A 20,051-nucleotide genomic window follows, 5' to 3' on the forward strand; every position below is an offset into this window, starting at 1 on the left:
CCTCGCCTGTCAGGCGGCGGTGCGCAGCGGCTTGAGCGCCTCGCTCCACGCGACGACCTGGTCCAGCGTCGCCTCGAGGGCCGGCAGCTGGTAGTCGCCGGGCTTGAAGACGCTGTAGTTCTCGAACTCCGTGGCCAGCGAGAGCGCCACCTGGGCGCGTACGTCGGCCAGCTGGAGCTCGCCGGCGATGAGCCGCAGGTGCTCCACGGCGCGAGCGCCGCCGACCGAGCCGTAGCTGACGAAACCGCAGGCCTTGTTGTTCCACTCGGCGTACAGGAAGTCGATGGCGTTCTTCAGCGCGCCGGACGTGGAGTGGTTGTACTCCGGCGTGACGAAGACGAAGCCGTCGAAGGAGGCGATCTTGGCGGCCCACGCCTGGGTGTGCGGCTGGGAGTACTGCCCCATCGACGGGGGCACCGCCTCGTCGAGGTGCGGGAGGTTGTAGTCGAGCAGGTCGACCAGCTCGTACTCCGCGTCGCCACGCCGTACGGCGTTGTCGTACACCCAGCGGGCCACGGACTCGCCGACGCGCCCTGGCCGGGTGCTGCCGATGATGATCCCGATCTTGGTCGTCATTGTCATCTCTCCTCGCCCGGGCCATGCGGGACGGCCCGGCACGTTTACTTGCCGCGTGAAGTACTTGCTGTGTGAAGCAAATACGCTTGTCCGTTGCTTTGTCAAACAAGTACCCTGAGGACATGCCCGCAGCCCAGGAGCGCAGCACGCAGGAAACGGCGTCTCCGCAGAAGCCACTGAGCCCCGACGAGGAGGCGGTCGCACGGGCGATCGGGCGGGCGATCATCGTCGTGCCCCGCGCGATCGACGCCGATCTGATGCGGGAGCAGCGGCTGACGCTCAATGAGTACGCCGCGCTGATGCACCTCTCCGAGGCGCCCGACCGCCACCTACGGATGAGCGAGCTCGCGGCGGAGTGCGACGTCTCGCTGAGCGGCATGACCCGCATCGTCGGCCGGCTGGAGGCCGACCGCCTGGTCGAACGCGTTCAGTGTGCCGAGGACGCACGCGGGTCCAACGCCGTGCTCACCGACCTCGGGCTGGCCCGCCTCGAAGAGGCCTACCCCACCCATCTGGCCAGCGTCCGGCGGCACGTCATGGACCACCTCGGCGAGATCGACCTCGTCAGGCTCGCCGCGGCACTTCGGCGCTTCGCGACCGCGCCCTAACGCGGGCGCCTCAGCCGCTCACCTGGCCGGCCGCGCCCCAGCCCTCGACCTCGAACCGCGGCGTCATGGAGTCGGAGGGCACGTCGCCCCCACAGGCACGGCAGACGACCTTCGCCTCGAAGTCGGCGCCGCAGCTGTGCTCGAAGACCAGTGGCGGCCGGTCGGCGAGATAACGGTCGCCCCAGCGCAGAAGCGTGAGCAGCACGCCCCGCAGCTCCCGGCCGGCCTCCGTCGGACGGTACTCATAGCGGAGCGGACGCGTGCTGTACGGCGCCTTCTCCAGCACACCGGCCTCGACCAGGTGGTTCAGGCGTGCCGTCAGGACGTCACGGGGGGCGCCGATGTTGCGGGCCATGTCGTTGAAGCGCCGGACTCCGAAGAAGACCTCGCGCAGGACGAGCAGGGAGTACTTCTCTCCGACCACGCTGAGCGTGTCGGCGATCGAACAGGGGCGCGGCGTGGTCATGACTCCACCGTAGATGTGTGCGTTTGCTTTTCCAACCCACCGGATCCTACAGTGGGTTGGTTTTCCAAACTCTGTACGCGGGGAGATGAGCAGCATGCGTGACGCCGTCATCGTGGAGGCAGTGCGTACGCCGATCGGCAAGGGCAGGCCCACCGGCACGCTCGCGAGTGTCCATCCGGTCGAACTGCTCGCCCACACCCTGCGCAGCCTGGTCGGACGCAGCGGCATCGATCCCGAGCTCGTCGACGACGTCATCGGCGGCTGCGTGGACCAGGTCGGCGAGCAGGCCATGAACACCACCCGCAACGCCTGGCTGTCGGCCGGCCTGCCCGACTCCGTGCCGGCGACCACGATCGACCGGCAGTGCGGCTCCTCCCAGCAGGCCGTCCACTTCGCCGCCCAGGGAGTGATCTCCGGGGCGTACGACGTGGTCGTCGCCTGCGGGGTCGAGTCGATGAGCCGTGTTCCGATGTGGTCGAACGTGCCGGCGGGCACCGATCCGTTCGGCCCCGGCGTCGCGGCACGTTTCCCCGGCGGCCTGGTCCCCCAGGGCATCAGCGCCGAGCTGATCGCCGCCAAGTGGTCGATCAGCCGCGAGCAGATGGACGAGTTCGCCGGCCGCTCGCACCAGCGCGCGGCCGCGGCGCACGCCGAGGGCCTGTTCGCCGCCGAGCTGGCCCCGGTCAGGACGGACGCGGGCCTGGTCACGGGCGATGAGTCCGTACGGCCGGGCACTTCGCCCGAGGTGCTCGCGAGCCTGCGCCCGGCCTTCGCCGACCCCGCCTACGCCGAGCGTTTCCCCCAGATCGAGTGGTCGGTGACCGCGGGCAACAGCAGCCCGATCAACGACGGTGCCTCGGCGATCCTCATCACCTCCAGCGAGACCGCGGCACGGCTCGGCCTGCGGCCCGTCGCACGCCTGCACAGCTTCGCGGTGACCGGCTCGGATCCGCTCCTGATGCTGACCGGAGTCATCCCGGCCACCGAGAAGGTGCTGCGCAGGGCCGGGCTGCGCCTGGCGGACATCGACCTGTTCGAGGTCAACGAGGCCTTCGCCAGCGTGGTCCTGGCGTGGCTCCAGGAGACCGGCGCCGGCGCGGAGAAGGTGAACGTGAACGGCGGCGCGATCGCCCTCGGCCACCCACTCGGCGCGAGCGGCACCCGGCTGATGACCACACTCGTCGGCGCCATGCGCCGACGCGGCGCACGGTACGCGCTGCAGACCATGTGCGAGGCCGGCGGCCTCGCCAACGCGACCATCCTTGAGAGCCTGGCGTAGGGACGCGGCCGGCGTCGAGACCTACGAGACCAGCCGCTCACCCTCGCCGCGACCTGATCCCGCGGCCGCGCCGTCCGGCCGGTTGACCTCCGCCCACAGCGCATCGAGAGAAAGGCCGAGGACGTCGGCGATCGCAGCGATGGTCGGGAAGGCAGGGGTGGCCACACGACCGGACTCGATCTTCCGAAGAGTCTCCGGTGAGACGCCGGCGTCCAGCGCGGTGTTGAGCATCGAGCTCTGCCCCCGCGCACGTCGCAGGAGGGCGCCGAGGCGCTGCCCGCGTTCGACCTCTGCGGGAGTGAGCGGCAGTCTGACCATGACACCGATTATAGTACCGGGATACTATTACCGGGATAGTTATTGGTTGTACGGAGAAGGTGCCAGATGATCGAAATCTTGAACCCGGCGGAACTGCCACGGGCCAGGGCGGCAGGTGCCCTGGTCGCCGGCATCCTGCGGACGCTGAAGAGCCGCTGCGAGGTGGGCACGAACCTCCGGGACATCGACCGGTGGACCCAGACCATGATCGCAGAGGCCGGAGCGCAGTCCTGCTACGTCGACTACGAGCCGTCCTTCGGACGCGGGCCGTTCGGTCACTACATCTGCACGTCGGTCAACGACGCCGTGCTCCACGGGCGGCCCTACGACTATGCGCTTACCGACGGCGACCTGCTGACGCTCGACCTCGCCGTCGCCAAAGGCGGAGTCGTCGCGGACTCCGCCATCAGCTTCATCGTGGGCGAGAAGTCCCCGGAGAGCGTTGCCATGATCAGCGCGACCGAGCGCGCGCTGAGCGCGGGGATCGCCGCGGCTCGCCCCGGAGCTCGCATCGGAGACATCTCCCACGCCATCGGCACGGTCCTCGGCGAAGCCGGATATCGGATCAGCACCGAGTTCGGCGGTCACGGCATCGGCTCGACGATGCACCAGGACCCGCACGTCCCGAACATGGGGCGCCCCGGTCGTGGATACAGGCTGCGCCCCGGGCTTCTGCTGGCACTGGAGCCGTGGATCATGGCGGACACCGCCGAGCTCGTCACGGACACCGATGGCTGGACACTCCGGAGCGCGACGGGCTGCCGGACCGCACACAGTGAACACACGATCGCCATCACCAGCGACGGAGCCGAGGTTCTCACCTTGCCGGAACAGCGTCCGTGAGGCGGCCGGGGCCGGCCGCCGGTCCCAGCCGACACGTCCCCACCTTCGGCAACACCCGTCGGAGAGGAGAGCCGTCCGCTGCTGTATACGAAATACGGAACCTGCCCACATGGGCGATACGGAGAGCGCGGCGTTAGCAGAACATGAAGTGGTCGCCACCTCGAGCCGGAGGTGAGGGTGTTCGGCCAACTGAGCCCGATCTGGGGGCGGCGGCTCAGCAGCGTCGGGGGATACCGACCCGGTGGCCGGCGCCGCCGCCTTGGCTCGCGGGCGACATACGGATCGGCTGGGCCTCGGCATCGGTTCCGGGGGGGCGCGCTGAGGCCCAGCCGACCGCTACGAACGGTTCGCCGCATGACCGGGTCCGCCCCGCCCGTACCCGCCACACCCCATGGTCGCTCACGTACCAGCTACCCGCGCACCACCCGTTCGGGCAGGATGGCATACGCATTGACCAGGTAAGTTGTAAATCTGGTGTCACACGGACCTACGGTGGGCGCACCGCCGTCAGCCTCGGATACCGCGGCCGGAGGAGTCGACCTCGGGCGCTCATCGCGGCGTGGCTGGCGTGGCCGAAGCCGGGAGTGGAAGATCGTCACCGCCCTCTTGCGTGCCGCGGAGGAGAGCCGTGGCGGCGTCCTGCTGATCGAAGGCCAGTCCGGCATGGGCAAGAGCCGGTTGCTCGCCGACGCGATCGAGGCCGCGGCCGGCCGCGGCTTCATGCTCGCCCACGGCGCGGCGGACGAGCCCAGTCAGCTGGCACCGCTGGTTCCGCTGATGATGGCGCTCGGAGAGTCGCCGCAGACGCTGCGCGAGGTCAAGGGACCGCCTTCTGACACGGTCGACCTGCGGTTGTGGCTGATAGAGCAGTTGCAGGCGCGGCTGGAGGAGCGGGTGTCACACGGCCCGCTCCTGATCGCCCTCGATGACCTGCAGTGGGCCGACCCGACCACCTTGCTGGCCCTGCGGTCGCTGATCCCCGAGCTGGCCTCGTACCCGCTGGTATGGATCCTTTCCTGTACGACCGGCCACACCGCCTGCGGCGTGGACCGGCTGTACGAGGTCCTGCAGCGCGACGGCGCCGGCCGCGTCGTCCTGGAGCCGCTGGGCGAACGCGCGGTCGCCGAGATCGTCGCGGACGTACTCGGAGCGGCGCCCTCCCCCGAGCTGCTCGCGCTCACAGGAGCGACGGGGGGCAACCCGTTCATGCTGGTCGAGCTGCTCCGCGGTCTCAGGGACGAGGGTGCGGCCGCGATCGCTGACGGCCAGGTACAGCTCGTCTCGCGGCGGCTGCCGCGGCGGGTGCAGGAGATCGCCCGCACCCGGCTGGGCCGGCTGTCGCCGCACACCCGCCATCTGCTCCAGGTCGCGGCGATCCTGGGCCGTTCGTTCCGCGTCGACGACCTGGCCGACATGTTCGCCGAGCCGCCGAGCCGGCTCCTGCCCGCGCTGGAGGAGGCGGAGACGGCCGGGGTGGTGGTTCCGTCCGGCGATCAGCTGATGTTCCGGCACGATCTGCTGTGGCAGGCCGTGACCGAGACCGTCACGATGCCGGTACGCCACGCGCTGCACCGGCAGGCGGCCGAGATGCTGCTGAAACGCGGTGGTTCGGCCATTCCCGCGGCCGCGCACCTGATGCACTACGCGCGACCCGGCGACGCCCATGCGCTCGAAGGCCTCGACCATGCCGTCGGCGAGGTGCTGCCGTCCTCGCCGCAGAGCGCCGCCGACCTCGCGGTACGCGCCCTCGAACTCACCGCCTCCAGTGATCCTGGCCGGTTCGACCGTACGGTCACCGCCGTCTATGCCCTGACGACCTCCGGACGGCTGCCCGAGGCCGCGGAGTTCGCCCGCACCGCGATGAGCCAGGCGTCGCAGCCCGGTCAGGCCGCACGCCTGCGGTACGAGCTCGCGTACGCCCTGCTGCTGGCCGGCCGTCCGCTGGAGGCGGTGACCGAGGCCGAGACGGCACTGGGCCAGCCGGACCTGCCCGACGAACTACGTGGACTGGCCGAGCAGGTGCTGTTCCGTGCCCTGTACGCCTGCCACGACTACCGGCGGGGCCGCGAGCGGGCAGAGGTGATCGTGGCGGCCAAGCGCGACCACAGTCACGCCGCGCAGGTCGGCGCGCACATGCTGCTCTCCTACAGCGCGTGGGCGGACGGCCGTTCCGCCGGCGGGATCGATCACATCCGCGAGGCCGTGCGCATCGCGCCCCGCGACCAGGTACAGGCACGGCGCGCCCATCCCCGCCTCCACCTGGCCTTCATCCTCACCGACATGCGGATGCTGGAGGAGGCCGAGGCCCAGCTCCAGAGCGCGTCCGAGGAGATCACGGCGCTCGGGCACACCGCGTACGCCTCCTGCCCCGCGATCTTTCGCGCGCGACTTCGGCTCGCCGAGGGCCGGCTCGACGACGCGACCGCCGAGGCGCAGGCCGGCCTGGCCATCGCGGACGAGATGAGCATGGACGCGTTCGTCCTCGTGGGTCTCGCGGTGCTCATGATCGTCGCGGTGCACCGCGGGGACATGGACACCGCGACCGCCCACGCCCAGCGTTATGAGGACCGGCGCCAGGCGGGCGCGAGGTTCGGGATCACCTGGGGCACCTGGGCCCTGGCGCTGCTCGCCGACGCACAGGACGGCCCGCGCAAGGCCCTGGATCTGCTCCACGCCGCGTACACCGATCCTGCCGAGCAGCGCTACCTGCTCATGAGCGAACCCGACGCCGCCGCCTGGCTGACCCGGACCGCGCTCGAAGCCGGCGACCGGGCCGGCGCCGAGACCGTCGCCGCCACGGCCGGACGGCTCGCCGGCGACAACCCGGACTTCCCCAGTCTCGCCGCCGCTGCCGCGCACGCCCAGGGCATCCTGCGGGGCGACCGGATGGAGCTCTCCCGCGCGGCCACCACCCATCTGGGTCCCTGGAGCCGCGCCTCGGCCGCGGAGGACCTCGGGGTCCTGCTCGCGGCACCGGCCGGCGACTCCGGCCGGCTCGACTCCGCTCAGCAGGGCTGCGATCACCACGGTTCCGGTCGCCACGGCTGTGATCACGAGGCGGCGATCGAGGCCCTGGACGAGGCGCTCGACGGCTACCAGCGGATCGGCGCGGGCCGGGACGCGGCCCGTATCCGCGCCCGGCTGCGCCGGCTCGGCGTGCGGCGCCGCCACTGGACCCAGTCGGAGCGCCCGGTGTCGGGATGGTCCAGCCTCACCGACACCGAGCGCAACGTGGCCGCGCTCGCCGCACAGGGCCTGACGAACCCGCAGGTCGCCACGCAGATGTTCGTCTCGCCGCACACCGTGAAGTTTCACCTGCGGCAGGTGTTCCGCAAGCTCGGTATCGCGTCGCGGGTCGAGCTCGCGCGTCTCGCCACCGAGCACACCGCGGACGGCGGCGTGACCGGGCACCCGGAAGCGTCCTAGCCCATGGTCTTGGCCCCGTCGAGGGACTCGCGGATGATGTCGGCGTGCCCGGAGTGCTGGGCGGTCTCGGCCAGAACGTGCAGGAGCACCCGGCGGGCCGTCCAGCTCGCGCCCGGCTCGAACCAGGGCGCCTCGGGCAGTGGATGCGACACCTCCAGGTCGGGCAGGCTCGTCACGATCCTCTCCGTCACGACGGCGACTTCCTCATACCCCTTGAGCACTCCGGCCAGCGTCTCGCCCTCCCGCATGCGGAACAGGGCGTCCCAGCCCTCCTCGGCGCCCTCCATCGACGGAGCACCGTGGACGATGAAGTCGATCCACCCGCGCTCGACCTCGGTGACGTGCTTGATCAGGCCGCCCAGGCACAGCGCGCTCGCCGTGGTGCGCAGACCGGCCTGTTCGTCGGTCAGGTCGCGGACCGTCTGGCGCAGGAAGGACCGCTGCCTGGCCAGGGTCTGCAGGAGTACGGCGGGCTCGGTGTTCGCGGACTCGGCGGTGATGGTCATATGTCGTCCCCTTTCGCTTTCCTCCTGACCGACGTTAGGGACGACTGCGGTCGGTTTCCGTCCTCAATAGGCGGCGGAACACGAAAAGGCCCCCGGGTTCGCCGGGAGCCCATCGCGCGAGCGGGATTACTGGAGGGCGTGGCTCGGCTCCGCCTTGCTCTTGGCGGAGGCGGCCGGCGGGACCGGGTCACCGAGCTGCGAGACGTGCACGGTGTCGGTCTTGGGCAGGGCGCCGTTCAGGAAGTAGGCGTCGAAGTAGGAGTCGACGCCGCCGGGACGGAGGTCACCGCGGTGCACGATGCAGTGCGTGCGGTCGCCGTCCTGGACCACGAGGTGCGAGCCGCGAAGGATCTTGTGCAGCTCGAGCGCTCCGGCGTACGGCGTGGCCGCGTCCTCGGTGGCCTGGAACATCAGGATGTTGCTCGGCAGGTCCTTGGTGTGGCCGACGTCGACCGGCGTGCCGGCCTTGGCGTGCCAGTACAGGCAGGGCGCGTTGAACCAGACGTTGCCCCAGGTCAGGAAGGGGCTGGTCTTGTTGGTGCGCACCGCGTCGGCGTGCCACTTCGCCCAGCTGAGCGGCCACTGGGTGTCGGTGCACTGGACGGCGAGGTAGACGGCGAAGGAGTTGTCATCGCTGCCACCGGTGGTCGCGGCGCCGAAGGTGCCCGCGAACGTCGCGACGTCGCCGGCCTTGTAGGCCGACAGCGCGGCGGCGTAGGAGTTCCACACGGCCTGGCTGCGGCGGTACGCCGCGTTCTGGATGTTGTCCACCAGCTCGTCCTCGCCGACCGCGACGGTCTGGCCGCCGCCGGTGTAGGTCAGCGGGTGCTCGGCCAGCTTGTCCTGCAGCTTGTAGTAGAAGCTGCGGACGGCGCTCTGGGTGGCGCCCAGGTGGTAGGTCGAGTCGTACTTCGCGATCCAGCCGAAGTAGTAGTCCATGTCCTTGTTGAAGGCCACGTCCTGGTTGAGCTGCGCGTCGTACCAGACGCCCTTGGGGCCGACGTTCCCGTCCAGGACCATGCGCCCGACGTTCTTGGGGAACACCGTGGCGTAGGTCTGGCCGAGGTACGTGCCGTAGGAGGCGCCGTAGTAGTCGAGCTTCTTGTCGCCCAGCGCCTGGCGGATCGAGTCCATGTCCTGGACCGAGTCGATGGTCTTGATGTGGTCGAGCAGGTCGACCTTGGCGTGGGCGCCGAAGTTCTTGTAGCACGCGTCGGCGTAGTCCTTGGACTTCTTCAGCCACTCCGCGTCGTCCCGGCGGCCGCCCGTGCCGTAATCCGGCCGCGGGGCGTTGCTGTAGTTGACGTCGCAGGTCAGCTTGGGCGTGCTGAAGCCGATGCCACGCGGGTCGAAGCCGATGACGTTGTACGCCGCCTGCATCGAGGCGGAGTTCTGGGCGTAGACGCGGGGGCCGAACAGAGCGCCCTCGCCGCCCGGGCCACCCGGGTTGACCACGATGTCGCCCTTGGCGGCACCCGTGCCCTGATGCGGGGTCTTGGTCAGCTCCAGAGTGATCTGCTGACCGTTCGGCCGGGCGTGGTCCAGCGGCACCTTCAGCTCAGCGCACTGGATGATCGTCGAAACCTTGACCGGGCCGAGGCCGTCGTAGGCCTGCGCCCCTGTCACGATGTCCGGCTGGCAGGCGTGCCAGGTGAGGCTCGCCGGCCGGAAGGCGCCGGACGTGCCCGCGGTCGCCGACGCGCTTGTGGCGCCCAGACCGAGCCCAGATAGGCCCAGGCCTGCTGCCGCGGCCACGGCAAGAAGCTTCTTCACGAAACCCCCTTAGAGGCCGGGCGGGGATTCGCCCGGCAAATGGTGTGAACCAGGGGAGATTGTCGCGGCGCCGAATGAGGGGCAGAAGACGGCGGTCTGGATGGTTGCCAAATCGTGACAAATTACTCAAGTAGCCATAGGGCAGCCGTGAGCCGCCGTCCGCCACCAGGAGGTGCGCACCGCCCCAGGACCCCCTTCCGGCACGCTGAAGATCGCGAGTTAGGTGCCGAAAGGGTGAATGCGCCGGCTTTCCGCGCCGAACACCCTCATGCGCGGTGTCGCCAGAGACGAGCACGGCCTTCATTGGAGCCCCCAGTACGGTGTACGCATGTGAATGTACGGCGTATACATATGTCCGCCAACTGGGTATTTGTAGGATCCTGTACTAGGTCAGACCAGCATATTTTGCTCTCGATCCCGCTAACCCCTGTACTAGTACAAAAGACGGGAGGCCCCGGTGGCCGCGAAAGCCGATCCGCCGTATCTGCGAATCGCCGCCGAGCTCCGCCGGCGCATCGCCGACGGCGAGCTGGCGCCCGGCGACCGGGTGCCCTCGACCCGGCAGATCACGCGCGAGTGGGGCGTCGCCCTCGCCACCGCCACCAAGGCCCTGGCCACGTTGCGCAGGGACGGGTTCGTGCTGGCCAAGCCCCGCGCCGGCCATGTGGTGTCAGGGCACGGGCCCGGCCCGGCACGGCGGCACCGCGGTACCGACCAGGAGCTGAACCGCGAACGCGTCGTCCGTGCCGCCATCGAGATCGCCGACACCGAGGGCCTCGCCGCGCTATCCATGCGGGGCGTCGCGTCCCGGCTGGGTGTCGCCGCCATGTCGCCGTACCGCTACGTCGACGGCAAGGACGACCTCGTGATCCTGATGGCGGACGCGGCGTACGGCGAGGGGGCCTTTCCCGCCGAGCTGCCGGAGGGCTGGCGCGCCCGTATGGAACTGGGCGCCCGCGTCCTGTGGACCCTGCACCGCAGGCATCCCTGGCTCGCGCGGATCGGCTCGCCGACCCGGCCGCCGCCCCCGGTCCACGCGGAGTGGGCGCTGAGCGCGCTGGACGGCCACGGTCTGGACCCGGCGACCATCCTCGACGTGCACCTGGCGGCCTGCGGCTATGTCCGGGGCATCGCGGCCGGCCTGGAACACCCGGTGTTCGCCGCCGGCGGGCGGGACCGCGATGACCTGGACCTCGACGAGCTCTTCGAGACCGGCCTCAAGCTGATACTCGACGGCCTGGCCCTGCGCATCGATCCCTAGGGACGACGTTTCCTCAATGTTTCCCGGCGCGGTGCCACAACGCGGTCGCCCTGTCGCGCAGCGCGGTCACGCTCACGGCCGTGAGGATCGCGATTGTCACTGAGTCCTTTCTCCCCCATGTCAACGGGGTGACCAACTCCGTCTGCCGTGTCCTGGAGTACCTGGCCCGCCACGGGCACGAGGTGCTCGTCGTCGCGCCGGGGCCCGGCCCCGCCGACCACGACGACCGGCTGCGGCTGACACCCGGCGTTCCCCTTCCCTTCTACCGGTCGTTCGTCGTGGGGCTGCCCACGCGTCAGGTGACGGCGACCCTGCGCGCGTTCCGGCCCGACGTCGTCCATCTCGCCTCGCCCCTGATGCTCGGCACCTCCGGCATCGCGGCAGCGCGCCGGCTCGACGTCCCCACGGTCGCGGTGTTCCAGACCGATCTCGCCGGGTTCGCCCGCCGGTACGGCCTGCGCGGTGCCGACTCGATCGTGTGGGCGTGGCTCCGCCACATCCACGAGCGGACAGACCGCACGCTGGTGCCATCCCGGCCCACCCTGAACGAACTGCGGCGCCGTGGCTTCCCGCGGCTCGCGCTCTGGGCCCGTGGAGTGGACGACCAGCGCTTTCATCCCCGGCACCGCTCGGCGGAGCTGCGCGCGCGGCTGGCACCCGGCGGCGAGGTGCTGGTGGGTTACGTCGGGCGGCTCGCGCCGGAGAAGCGCCCGTGGATGCTCTCCCACCTCAGCGATCTGCCCGGCGTACGCCTCGTGGTCGTCGGGGACGGGCCGGCCAAGCGGCGGCTCGAGCGCCTGCTGCCCGGGGCCGCCTTCACCGGCTTCCGTACCGGCGCCGAGCTGTCGGCGCTGGTCGCGTCGATGGACGTCTTCGTCCACACCGGTGCGGACGAGACGTTCGGCCAGGCCGTACAGGAAGGGCTCGCCGCCGGGTTGCCGGTCGTCGCGCCCGCCTCCGGCGGTCCGCTGGACCTCGTACGCCCGGGCCACAACGGCCTGCTCTACCCGCCCGACGACCCGGCCGCGATGCGAGCCGCCGTCGCCACCCTGGCGGCGGACGCCTCGCTGCGGACCCGCATGGGCGCGCACGCGCGCCTGTCCGTGCACGGTCGCGACTGGGCCGCCATCTGCGACCAGCTGATCGGCCACTACGAGGCCGTCCTGCACGGCACGGACGCGGTACAGGCGGCATGACCGGCCGATGAGGAGGGCACTGCCGTACGCCGCGCTCGCCGGGATCGCCGTCAGCGTGTCGCTGATGGTGCTGGTGGGCCTGTGCCGGTTCCCGGTGGCGCGGCTGGAATGGGTGCAGCTCGCCCGCACGCTCGTGGCGACGATCGGCTGCCTGCCCGGACTCGCCGTCCGGTTCGGCGACTCATGGCTGCGCACCGGGCCACTTCCGTACGTGGTACCCGGTGCGCTGCTTCTTCTCGTGCTCGTGCTGGCCGGCGACGCCGTACTCAGGCCGAGATCTGGACCGGTGTTCCCAGCGGCAGCATCTTCGCCAGCTTCGTGATCATCGGGTTGCTGATGCGGATGCATCCGTGGCTGACCGAGGTGCCCAGCAGCTTCGGCTCGTCGGTGCCGTGGATGCCGATGACCGGGTCGTGGCCGTTGAAGTCGGTGAGCGCCGTCGACTGCCCCGACAGCCCGTACGCGTACGGGCCGTAGTCGCCGTTCGGGTTCGGCGGCTGGAGCAGCTCGGTGAGGTAGTAGGCGCCGCCGGGCGTCGGGGTGTCGCTCTTCCCGATCGCCGCCGGGGTGCTGATCAGCACCTGCTTGCCCTTGTAGAGCTTCAGGCGGTGACCCGACTGGAGGACCTGGACCCAGTAGTTGGTCTTGGCGGTGCGGACCTCGCGGGAGGCGATCCAGCCCGTGCTGCCGTTCGGCTGTACGGGCAGGAAGACGTGCAGCCAGCCGGCCTTGCGCTCCATCACGAGGAACACCCGGGGTGCTCCGTCGGGGTTCGGGCTGGCCAGCGTGATGCTCGGCGACGCGTCGCCGGCGTTCTTGTAGATGTTGACCTTCGCGTTACGCGCGGTGGCGATCGTGCTCGGGCCGCTCCCGAAGTCATACGACGCGGCCTTCGGCTTGGCCGCCGGGGCACTCCCGGCAGGCTGGGTGCTCGCGGCTTTGTCGCTGGAGCCGCCGCAGCCGGCCAGCGTGAGGCCCAGCACGGCACCGGTCGTCACGACGGCCGCTCGCGTTCCCAGGCTGATTGACATCGGTACTGCTCCTCGAAGGCGTCGTTGATGCGGACGGCCCGGGAACACGATCGTTCCCGGGCCGGCCTTTTCGATCTTCGTCAGCCGGTGAACTCAGGCTGTGCGTGCACCGGGGTCGCGGGACCGGCCTCGCCACTCGGCGGGGTGACGGGCTTGGGGGCCTCGCTCTTCTTGGTCGGCTCCACCGTCGGCTTCGGCTTCTCCGTCGGCTTGGTCGACGGAGTGTCGCCCTTGCAGCTCAGCAGGGCGCCGGCCGCACCGTGCCGCTGCCAGACCGGCAGGTTCTGCTGGTCGATCCGGTAGGCGGTGACGAGCACCTTGGTGGCGTGCGTCGGCAGCGGGACGGAACTGCGGGCCGGCACGTTGATCTTCTCGGCGCTCTTGCCACCCTTGTTGTCGATCCAGGTGGCGGGCACCCCGAAGGAGTTGGGGTTGCTCAGCGTCCAGTTCGGACCCACCTTGCCGCAGAGCGAGTCGAGCTTCAGGGCGGGGTCACGGTCGTTGCATGCCCACGCGGGGGACGCGGCCATGGTGGTTACGGCGACGGCAGCTGCCGCACCGGCAAAGGTAAGACTCGCCTTCTTCAGGCGCATGGAGATCCTCCAGCTAAGGAGTGGTCGGTGGCACGTCGTGAGACTGAAACATCATCGACGCATCGAGCACACTAGCGGTCAGAAGACTCTAATGCCTCTTTAGTAACAAGCCTTTACCATACGGTCACGTCGCCGTCGTCGCCCCTTATACGGAGCAACTCCCCACATCTGCCTCGCTGACCTGCGACGTCTGGGCGACCGGTGGGTGGGCCGGAAGCGGAGGTGGACGAACCGCCATCTAACCCCACAATCAACCTGTCATGGGCCCACATGGGATACTCGGTCCGCCATGGACCCACTTCATGATCCCTCCACGCGGGGCTTCAACAGCGACAACTGCGCCGGAGTCCATCCGGAGATCCTCGCCGCGATCGAAGTGGCCAATGGCGGCCACCAACCCTCGTACGGCGGCGACGTCTACACGGCGCGTCTGACAGAGGTCTTCCGGGCGCATTTCGGCGAGCGGGCCGAGGCGTACCCGGTCTTCAACGGCACCGGCGCCAACGTGACCGGCCTGCAGGCGATGACCGAACGCTGGTCGGGAGTGATCTGTGCGGAGAGCGCCCACATCAACATCGACGAGGGCGGCGCTCCCGAACGGGTCGCCGGGCTGAAGCTTCTGCCCGTACCGGCCACGGACGGCAAGCTGACGCCCGCGCTGATCGACCGGCAGGCACACGGCTGGGGCGACGAGCACCACGCACAGCCGCGGGTCGTCTCGATCACCCAGAGCACCGAGCTGGGCACGGTCTACACGCCCGGGGAGATCGCCGCGATCTGCGCGCACGCCCACGACCTCGGCATGACGGTGCACGTGGACGGCACGCGGCTGGCGAACGCCGCGGCAGCGCTCGACCTCCCCTTCCGCGCCTTCACCACCGACGTCGGTGTCGACGTGCTGTCGTTCGGCGGCACCAAGAACGGCCTGCTGTACGGCGAGGCCATCGTGGTGCTGACCCCGGAGGCCGCAGGGGGCCTGACCTACCTCCGCAAGTCCGCGATGCAGCTCTCCTCCAAGATGCGGTTCGTGTCCGCCCAGTTCATCGCGCTTCTCGAGGGTGACCTCTGGCTCCGCAACGCCCGCCACTCCAATGCGATGGCGACGCGTCTCCACGCGGCGGTACAGGGGCTGCCGGGCGTCTCGGTGCGGCGCGTCCCTCAGGCCAACGCGGTGTTCGCGCGGATCGACAAAGGCGTCGCCGAACGGCTGGCGAAGCGGTTCCGCTTCGAGACGTGGGACGGGGAGACCGGCGAGGTCCGCTGGGTGTGCTCGTTCGACACGACCGAGGCCGACGTCGACGGCTTCGCAGCGGTCCTCGCCGATGAGGCGCGCGCATGACGTCGCTCAGATCCCCCAGAGGTGCCGGCCGCGGTAGCGCGGGCTCCACAGCAGCCGGTTGAGCGACCGGAGCGGGGCGGGGAACCTCGCCAGGAACCCACGCCGTTCGGACGGCGGCATCCCGTCGGTGATCCACGGAATCCAGTTGGCCACGCCCCGTACCCCCTGTCTGCGGGCCATGGCGCGGCCGAAGTCGCGCCAGTCCCGTGGTGTCATCACGGACTGGATGAGGGGCAGTGCCTCTTCCTCTTCGTGTTCGAGATGCCGGCCGAGCACCGCGCCGAGCTCCTTGGCCCGTACGGCGAGGTCGGGCGTGCCTTCCGCCAGCGCCTCGTCGTAGGACTCGATCAGCGGATCGAGCAGCGCGTGCTCGGCCTCCATGTCCGCCAGCAGGGCGAGCTCGGCGGGGTCCTGCACGAGCTCGGTGAGGCGGGGCCACAGCCAGGCGTCCTCGACGCTGTGGTGGACGAGGAGCTGGGCCTTGAAGTTCTCCCAGCCCGCGCGTACCTCCGGGCCGGCGGCCTCACCCGCGCGGGCGGCGGCCTCCAGGCGTTCGAGGTCGCGGCGGAACGCGTCGTGGGTGACGTACATCTCGGTGAAGTCGATCCTGTCTGTCATCGTTCCTCTTCCTCAGCCGCGCTGGGCGGCGAGTTCCTCGTCGGAGACCGGAAGGCCGTGCGGGTTGGCGGACGGACCGCGGACGCTCCTGACGAAGAGGCACGCGATCAGGCCGGCGAGGAGCACCCCGGCCGAGACGAAGATCGTGGGCCGCATCGCGTCGACGAACCCGTGCCCGAACACCTGGGCGGCCACGACCTCGACGCGGTGGGCGACGTCGGCCGGGAGGTTCGCGGGCCGGCTGCCGCCACCGATCTCCAGGTGCCCCCCGGTCTGGTCGAAGCCCTGGACGAACCGGTCGCGGTAGGCCGCGGGGATCTCACCGGCCCGCTGCTGCGCCTGCTCCCGGAGTGAGGAGGCGAGACGGGCCTGGAGTACGGCGCCGACCACGGCCGCCGCGAGCACCGACCCGACCTGCCGCAGGGCGTTGTTGACCCCGGAGGCCGCCCCGGACAGCCGCGCCGGGACGTTGCGCATGACCTCGGACGCCATCGGGGTGAACGTGCAGCCGGCGCCGAGGCCCGTGACGAACAGGGGGGCGATGACGACGCCTCCGCCACTGCCGGCTCCGGCCGCCGCCGCGACCCAGACCATTCCGCCGCCGAACGCCGTGAGGCCGGCCATCAGGATGTACTTGCCGCCGAGCCGCTGGGACAGTACGCCGGCGGGTCCGGCGCTGATGACCGCTCCGGCTGCCAGGGGCAGCATCAGGAGCCCGGCCTTGACCGCGCTGAACCCGAGGACCGACTGCAGGTAGATCGTCAGCGGCAGGGACAGCCCGACGATGCCGAACGACACCGCGACACCGACGAAGTTGATGAGGGTGAACCCGCGCTCCCTGAACAGCTCGAACGGCACCAGCGGCTCATTGTCCTGCTGACCGCGCTGGTAGACCAGGAAGATCGCCATGGTGACGACGGCGACCGCGATCATCGCCTGGATCAAGCCGTTCCAGTCGTACTTCTCCCCCTCGATCAGCCCGAAGGCCAGGCAGAAGAGCGAGATCGAGGCGAGGACCACACCGGGGACGTCGAACCGGTGCCGGACGGTACGCTTCGCCGCCGGCATGACCACCAGGCCGGCGGCGATCACGAGCACGCCGATCGGCACGTTGACGAAGAAGATCCACCGCCAGTCGAGCCGGCTGACCAGCAGTCCGCCGAAGCTCGGCCCTACGGCGCCGGACAGGCCCGCGGTCGCGCCCCAGACACCGAGCGCCGCGCCGCGCTTCTCGGCCGGGAACACCTCGATGATCATCGACAGGGTCTGCGGGATGAGCATCGCCGCCCCGATCCCCTGGATCGCGCGGAACGCGATCAGCTGTCCCGGCCCCTGTGCGAGACCGCAGGCCAGGCTGGCCAGGGTGAACAGACCCACGCCCGACAGGTAAAGGGTCTTCTTTCCGCGCAGGTCACCGAGCCGTCCCGCGGTGATCAGCAGAACGGCCAGCGCCAGGGCGTACGCGTTGACCACCCACAGGATCTGGTCCAGCGACGCGTCCAGCCTGCCGACCATGTCGGGGATCGCGATGTTGACGATGGTCAGGTCCAGCAGCGTCATGAAGAACCCGAGCGAAAGGACCGCCAGGATCGCCCAGGGATTCCCACGCCATTTGTTCATGATTCCTCTTTCTCGTGACTTCGCAGTTGAGAGAGGAGGCACGCGGTCAGATGTGACACGACGTGGGATGGGTCACATCTCGTTCCCGGATGTCACACTGCGAGCGGTGACGGCCCTCTTGGGGGAGAGCGCGTCACGAGGAGGCCGACCATGTCCGACCGCGTTACCGACGAGGCGACACAGGTGTTCGTCGACCACAGGGAATTGCTGTTCTCCGTCGTCTACAACCTGCTCGGCAGCGTCGCGGACACCGACGACGTACTCCAGGAGACCTGGCTGTCATGGGCGGGCCGCAGTTCGCAGCCGATGCCGATCGAGAACCCCCGCGCGTACCTCGTGCGGATCGCCGTCAACCAGGCTCTGGCCCGGCAGGCGACCATCAGCCGGCGCCGGGAGAGCTATGTCGGGCCGTGGCTGCCCGAGCCCCTGCCCACCGACGAGGCGGTGGACCCGGCCGTACGCACCGAATCGGTCTCGATGGCGCTGCTCGTGGTGCTGGAGACGCTCACTCCCCTGGAACGGGCCGTCTTCGTGCTCCATGAGGTCTTCGGCTACGCCCACACCGAGATCGCCGACATCCTGGACCGCTCACCGTCGGCCGTACGGCAGCTGGCCCACCGCGCCCGCGCCCACGTGCACGCACGCCGGCCGCGCCACCAGGCGGACCGGCGCGTACAGCGGCAGGTGACGAAGAGGTTCGTGGAGGCGGCGTTCGGCGGGGACATCACGGCCCTGATGGAGATCCTGGCGCCGGACGTGACCCTGTGGACGGACGGCGGGGGCAGAGGCAGGTCGAGCGCGCTCCATCCGATTCGTGGCCGCGAGAAGGTCGCCCGGCTCATCTCGGGCGTCACGGCCCGCCTGCCGAGGGACCTCGCGGTCCGCTACCAGCACGTCAACGGCGATCCGTCCGCGGTGGTGTTCGCGGACGACTCTCCGTTCGCCGTGATGGTCCTCGACCTGGATCCCGAAGACGACCGGGTGCGCGGCATCTACGGCGTGACCAACCCCGACAAGCTGTCCGGTCTGGGCTGAGGTTCCCCGGCGCGCCCGTCACATGGCGTACGGCGACGCGGCGATGGCCCGCGCCCGGCCCACCATGTCGGCCGCCCACGCCCCGGTGTGCTGAGCCGACGGAAACTGCACCGAGTGGTAGAGCCCCATGCCCGTCACCGTGATCGTGACGAAGCCGGTGTAGCGCCTCTCTTTCATGAGCAGGAACAGCAGTCCGATGAGGCAGAACCAGACGAAGACAATGGTCAGGATGATTGCCACGGCCGGAATGCTCTCCGTCACCTGTGTCGAGTCCTGCACCGCCCAGGTGGTCCCTTGAACGGGAAACCGCCCCTGCGGAACATGGACCTGGGTCTGGGTAACAGAAATGTCGCCGATCGACAGCAGCACGGGATCATTCCCGGGAGGTGGTGTCATCCCCGGCGGCGGAGGTGGGTAGCCCATAAGGCTTCACAGTACGGCTTTAACGAGGCAGGGGGCCAGACGGTGACCGCGGTGCCGAATGCCCATTCTTGAACGACAACGCGAGCATAGGCGCACGAAGATTTCGGCATGCTTTCGTGCGGCACGAACGCTCGAGTTACCCGCCTTCAGGCGCTGCGGCGTACTCACGTCCGACGTCGCCGGAGAGACACCACCGACACGCAAGGTGACTCATTACGGCTTGCTAGAGTGTCCGACGTGTCCGAGATGCGGCGTGGGGTCCTCAGCGGGGTCGCGGCCTACGTCCTGTGGGGGCTGTTCCCCCTCTACTGGCCTCTCCTGAAGCCCGCCGGATCGGTCGAGATCCTCGCTCACCGGATCATCTGGTCGCTCGTCGCCGTCGGCGTCATCCTCGGGGTGCGCCGGCACTGGGGCTGGATCAAGGATCTGCGAGCGAAGCGCGTCGCCCTTCTCGCCATCGCGGCGCTCGTCATCACGGTCAACTGGGGCACCTACATCTACGCCGTGAACAGCGGTCACACGATCGAGGCCGCCCTCGGCTACTTCATCAACCCCCTGGTCAGCGTCCTGCTCGGCGTGGTCGTCCTGCGAGAACGCCTGCGTCCCTGGCAGTGGGTCGCGGTCGGCATCGGTACGGCCGCGGTCGTGGTCCTGGCGATCGACTACGGCCGGCCGCCCTGGATCGCACTCACCCTCGCGTGCAGCTTCGGCACTTACGGCCTGCTCAAGAAGTTCGCCAGCACACCCTCGGCGGAGAGTCTCGCGGTCGAGACGGCCGTGCTCTTCCTGCCGGCGCTAGCCTTCGTCCTTCTCCAGCCGCGTCCGACGTTCACCGGGCACGGTGGAAGCCACATCGCGCTGCTGGTCGGCGCCGGGCTGGTCACCGCGGTGCCGCTGATGTTCTTCAACTCCTCCGCGACCCGCGTGCCGCTCACGGTGATCGGGATGCTCCAGTACCTCGCGCCGATCCTGCAGTTCGCCATCGGCCTGCTGGTCCAGCACGAGGCGATGCCGGCCAGCCGCTGGATCGGCTTCCTGCTCGTCTGGGCCGCGCTGGTCATCCTCAGCGTCGACGCCGTACGCTCCGCCACGTCGACCCGGCGCCGTGCACGGGAGCCGGAACCCGTCGCCGCGTAGGGA

At 69.8% G+C, this 20,051-nt stretch carries 20 protein-coding genes; 10 read left to right on the forward strand and 10 right to left on the reverse strand.

Translation table 11 applies throughout. The features are described 5' to 3' along the window. Positions 1-9: 9 nt before the first annotated feature. Positions 10-576 (reverse strand): NADPH-dependent FMN reductase, encoded by a 567-nt coding sequence (locus tag FB559_RS11420; protein ID WP_141955588.1) that lies wholly within the window; start codon positions 574-576, stop codon positions 10-12. Positions 577-698: 122 nt separating this feature from the next. Between FB559_RS11420 and FB559_RS11425 the strand changes: the two genes are divergently transcribed. After that, positions 699-1,184, forward strand: a complete 486-nt coding sequence (locus FB559_RS11425) for a MarR family winged helix-turn-helix transcriptional regulator (protein ID WP_141955589.1) — start codon at positions 699-701, stop codon at positions 1,182-1,184. Between the two features lie 10 nt (positions 1,185-1,194). On the opposite strand, the gene FB559_RS11430 is transcribed toward FB559_RS11425, so the two are convergent. After that, a complete protein-coding gene (locus FB559_RS11430) occupies positions 1,195-1,650 on the reverse strand; it encodes a winged helix-turn-helix transcriptional regulator (protein ID WP_141955590.1) in 456 nt (151 codons plus the stop codon). A gap of 94 nt (positions 1,651-1,744) precedes the next feature. On the opposite strand from FB559_RS11430, the gene FB559_RS11435 reads away from it, so the two are divergent. After that, on the forward strand, positions 1,745-2,929 hold the full coding sequence (locus FB559_RS11435; protein WP_141955591.1) for a thiolase family protein: 1,185 nt from the start codon (positions 1,745-1,747) through the stop codon (positions 2,927-2,929). A gap of 21 nt (positions 2,930-2,950) precedes the next feature. Here the strand turns inward: FB559_RS11435 and FB559_RS11440 are convergent, their stop codons facing one another. Then, entirely contained in the window at positions 2,951-3,247 is a 297-nt protein-coding gene (locus FB559_RS11440; protein WP_141955592.1) for a helix-turn-helix domain-containing protein, read from the reverse strand. A gap of 66 nt (positions 3,248-3,313) precedes the next feature. Here FB559_RS11440 and map point away from each other — a divergent pair, with 66 nt between their 5' ends. Next, positions 3,314-4,090 (forward strand): type I methionyl aminopeptidase, encoded by a 777-nt coding sequence (gene map / locus FB559_RS11445; RefSeq protein ID WP_141955593.1) that lies wholly within the window; start codon positions 3,314-3,316, stop codon positions 4,088-4,090. Positions 4,091-4,582: 492 nt separating this feature from the next. Beyond that, the gene (locus FB559_RS46170; RefSeq protein ID WP_185792153.1) at positions 4,583-7,516 is read left to right on the forward strand and encodes a helix-turn-helix transcriptional regulator; all 2,934 of its coding nucleotides are present in this window, start codon (positions 4,583-4,585) and stop codon (positions 7,514-7,516) included. Here the strand turns inward: FB559_RS46170 and FB559_RS11455 are convergent. Both FB559_RS11455 and FB559_RS11460 read right to left on the reverse strand, forming a co-directional pair. Then, positions 7,513-8,022, reverse strand: a complete 510-nt coding sequence (locus tag FB559_RS11455) for a DinB family protein (protein WP_141955595.1) — start codon at positions 8,020-8,022, stop codon at positions 7,513-7,515. The genes FB559_RS46170 and FB559_RS11455 overlap by 4 nt on opposite strands. A 126-nt stretch (positions 8,023-8,148) precedes the next feature. Beyond that, the gene (locus FB559_RS11460; RefSeq protein WP_141955596.1) at positions 8,149-9,795 is read right to left on the reverse strand and encodes an alpha/beta fold hydrolase; all 1,647 of its coding nucleotides are present in this window, start codon (positions 9,793-9,795) and stop codon (positions 8,149-8,151) included. A gap of 457 nt (positions 9,796-10,252) precedes the next feature. Here FB559_RS11460 and FB559_RS11465 point away from each other — a divergent pair, with 457 nt between their 5' ends. From FB559_RS11465 to FB559_RS11475, 3 genes are all read left to right on the forward strand, one after another. Then, positions 10,253-11,056 carry a GntR family transcriptional regulator gene (locus FB559_RS11465; protein WP_141955597.1) on the forward strand — a complete coding sequence of 268 codons (804 nt, stop codon included), beginning with the start codon at positions 10,253-10,255 and terminating at the stop codon, positions 11,054-11,056. A gap of 80 nt (positions 11,057-11,136) precedes the next feature. Beyond that, positions 11,137-12,252, forward strand: a complete 1,116-nt coding sequence (locus FB559_RS11470) for a glycosyltransferase family 4 protein (RefSeq protein WP_221639977.1) — start codon at positions 11,137-11,139, stop codon at positions 12,250-12,252. 7 nt (positions 12,253-12,259) lie between these two features. After that, positions 12,260-12,574, forward strand: coding sequence for a hypothetical protein (locus FB559_RS11475; protein WP_141955599.1), 315 nt, complete (start codon positions 12,260-12,262; stop codon positions 12,572-12,574). Here FB559_RS11475 and FB559_RS11480 read toward each other — a convergent pair. Together FB559_RS11480 and FB559_RS11485 are read right to left on the reverse strand one after the other, a co-directional pair. After that, positions 12,519-13,283 carry a L,D-transpeptidase gene (locus FB559_RS11480; RefSeq protein ID WP_141955600.1) on the reverse strand — a complete coding sequence of 255 codons (765 nt, stop codon included), beginning with the start codon at positions 13,281-13,283 and terminating at the stop codon, positions 12,519-12,521. The genes FB559_RS11475 and FB559_RS11480 overlap by 56 nt on opposite strands. A gap of 80 nt (positions 13,284-13,363) precedes the next feature. Then, positions 13,364-13,813 carry a hypothetical protein gene (locus tag FB559_RS11485; RefSeq protein ID WP_141955601.1) on the reverse strand — a complete coding sequence of 150 codons (450 nt, stop codon included), beginning with the start codon at positions 13,811-13,813 and terminating at the stop codon, positions 13,364-13,366. Positions 13,814-14,165: 352 nt separating this feature from the next. Here FB559_RS11485 and FB559_RS11490 point away from each other — a divergent pair, with 352 nt between their 5' ends. Further along, positions 14,166-15,215 (forward strand): threonine aldolase family protein, encoded by a 1,050-nt coding sequence (locus FB559_RS11490; RefSeq protein ID WP_141955602.1) that lies wholly within the window; start codon positions 14,166-14,168, stop codon positions 15,213-15,215. Positions 15,216-15,221: 6 nt separating this feature from the next. Here FB559_RS11490 and FB559_RS11495 read toward each other — a convergent pair whose 3' ends face one another. Both FB559_RS11495 and FB559_RS11500 read right to left on the reverse strand, forming a co-directional pair. Then, entirely contained in the window at positions 15,222-15,833 is a 612-nt protein-coding gene (locus FB559_RS11495; RefSeq protein WP_141955603.1) for a hemerythrin domain-containing protein, read from the reverse strand. Between the two features lie 12 nt (positions 15,834-15,845). Next, on the reverse strand, positions 15,846-17,453 hold the full coding sequence (locus tag FB559_RS11500; protein WP_221639978.1) for a DHA2 family efflux MFS transporter permease subunit: 1,608 nt from the start codon (positions 17,451-17,453) through the stop codon (positions 15,846-15,848). A gap of 150 nt (positions 17,454-17,603) precedes the next feature. On the opposite strand from FB559_RS11500, the gene sigJ reads away from it, so the two are divergent. Next, positions 17,604-18,488: an RNA polymerase sigma factor SigJ gene (gene sigJ, locus FB559_RS11505; protein WP_141955604.1), complete on the forward strand. Its 885-nt coding sequence runs from the start codon at positions 17,604-17,606 to the stop codon at positions 18,486-18,488. 18 nt (positions 18,489-18,506) lie between these two features. On the opposite strand, the gene FB559_RS11510 is transcribed toward sigJ, so the two are convergent. Continuing rightward, complete coding sequence (locus FB559_RS11510; RefSeq protein WP_141955605.1) at positions 18,507-18,857, reverse strand: hypothetical protein; 351 nt, start codon at positions 18,855-18,857, stop codon at positions 18,507-18,509. A gap of 300 nt (positions 18,858-19,157) precedes the next feature. Between FB559_RS11510 and rarD the strand changes: the two genes are divergently transcribed. Then, positions 19,158-20,048 (forward strand): EamA family transporter RarD, encoded by an 891-nt coding sequence (gene rarD / locus FB559_RS11515; RefSeq protein ID WP_141961630.1) that lies wholly within the window; start codon positions 19,158-19,160, stop codon positions 20,046-20,048. Positions 20,049-20,051 lie beyond the last annotated feature (3 nt).

Origin of the sequence: Actinoallomurus bryophytorum (genome assembly GCF_006716425.1) — a bacterium.
Classification (GTDB): Bacteria; Actinomycetota; Actinomycetes; order Streptosporangiales; family Streptosporangiaceae; genus Actinoallomurus; species Actinoallomurus bryophytorum.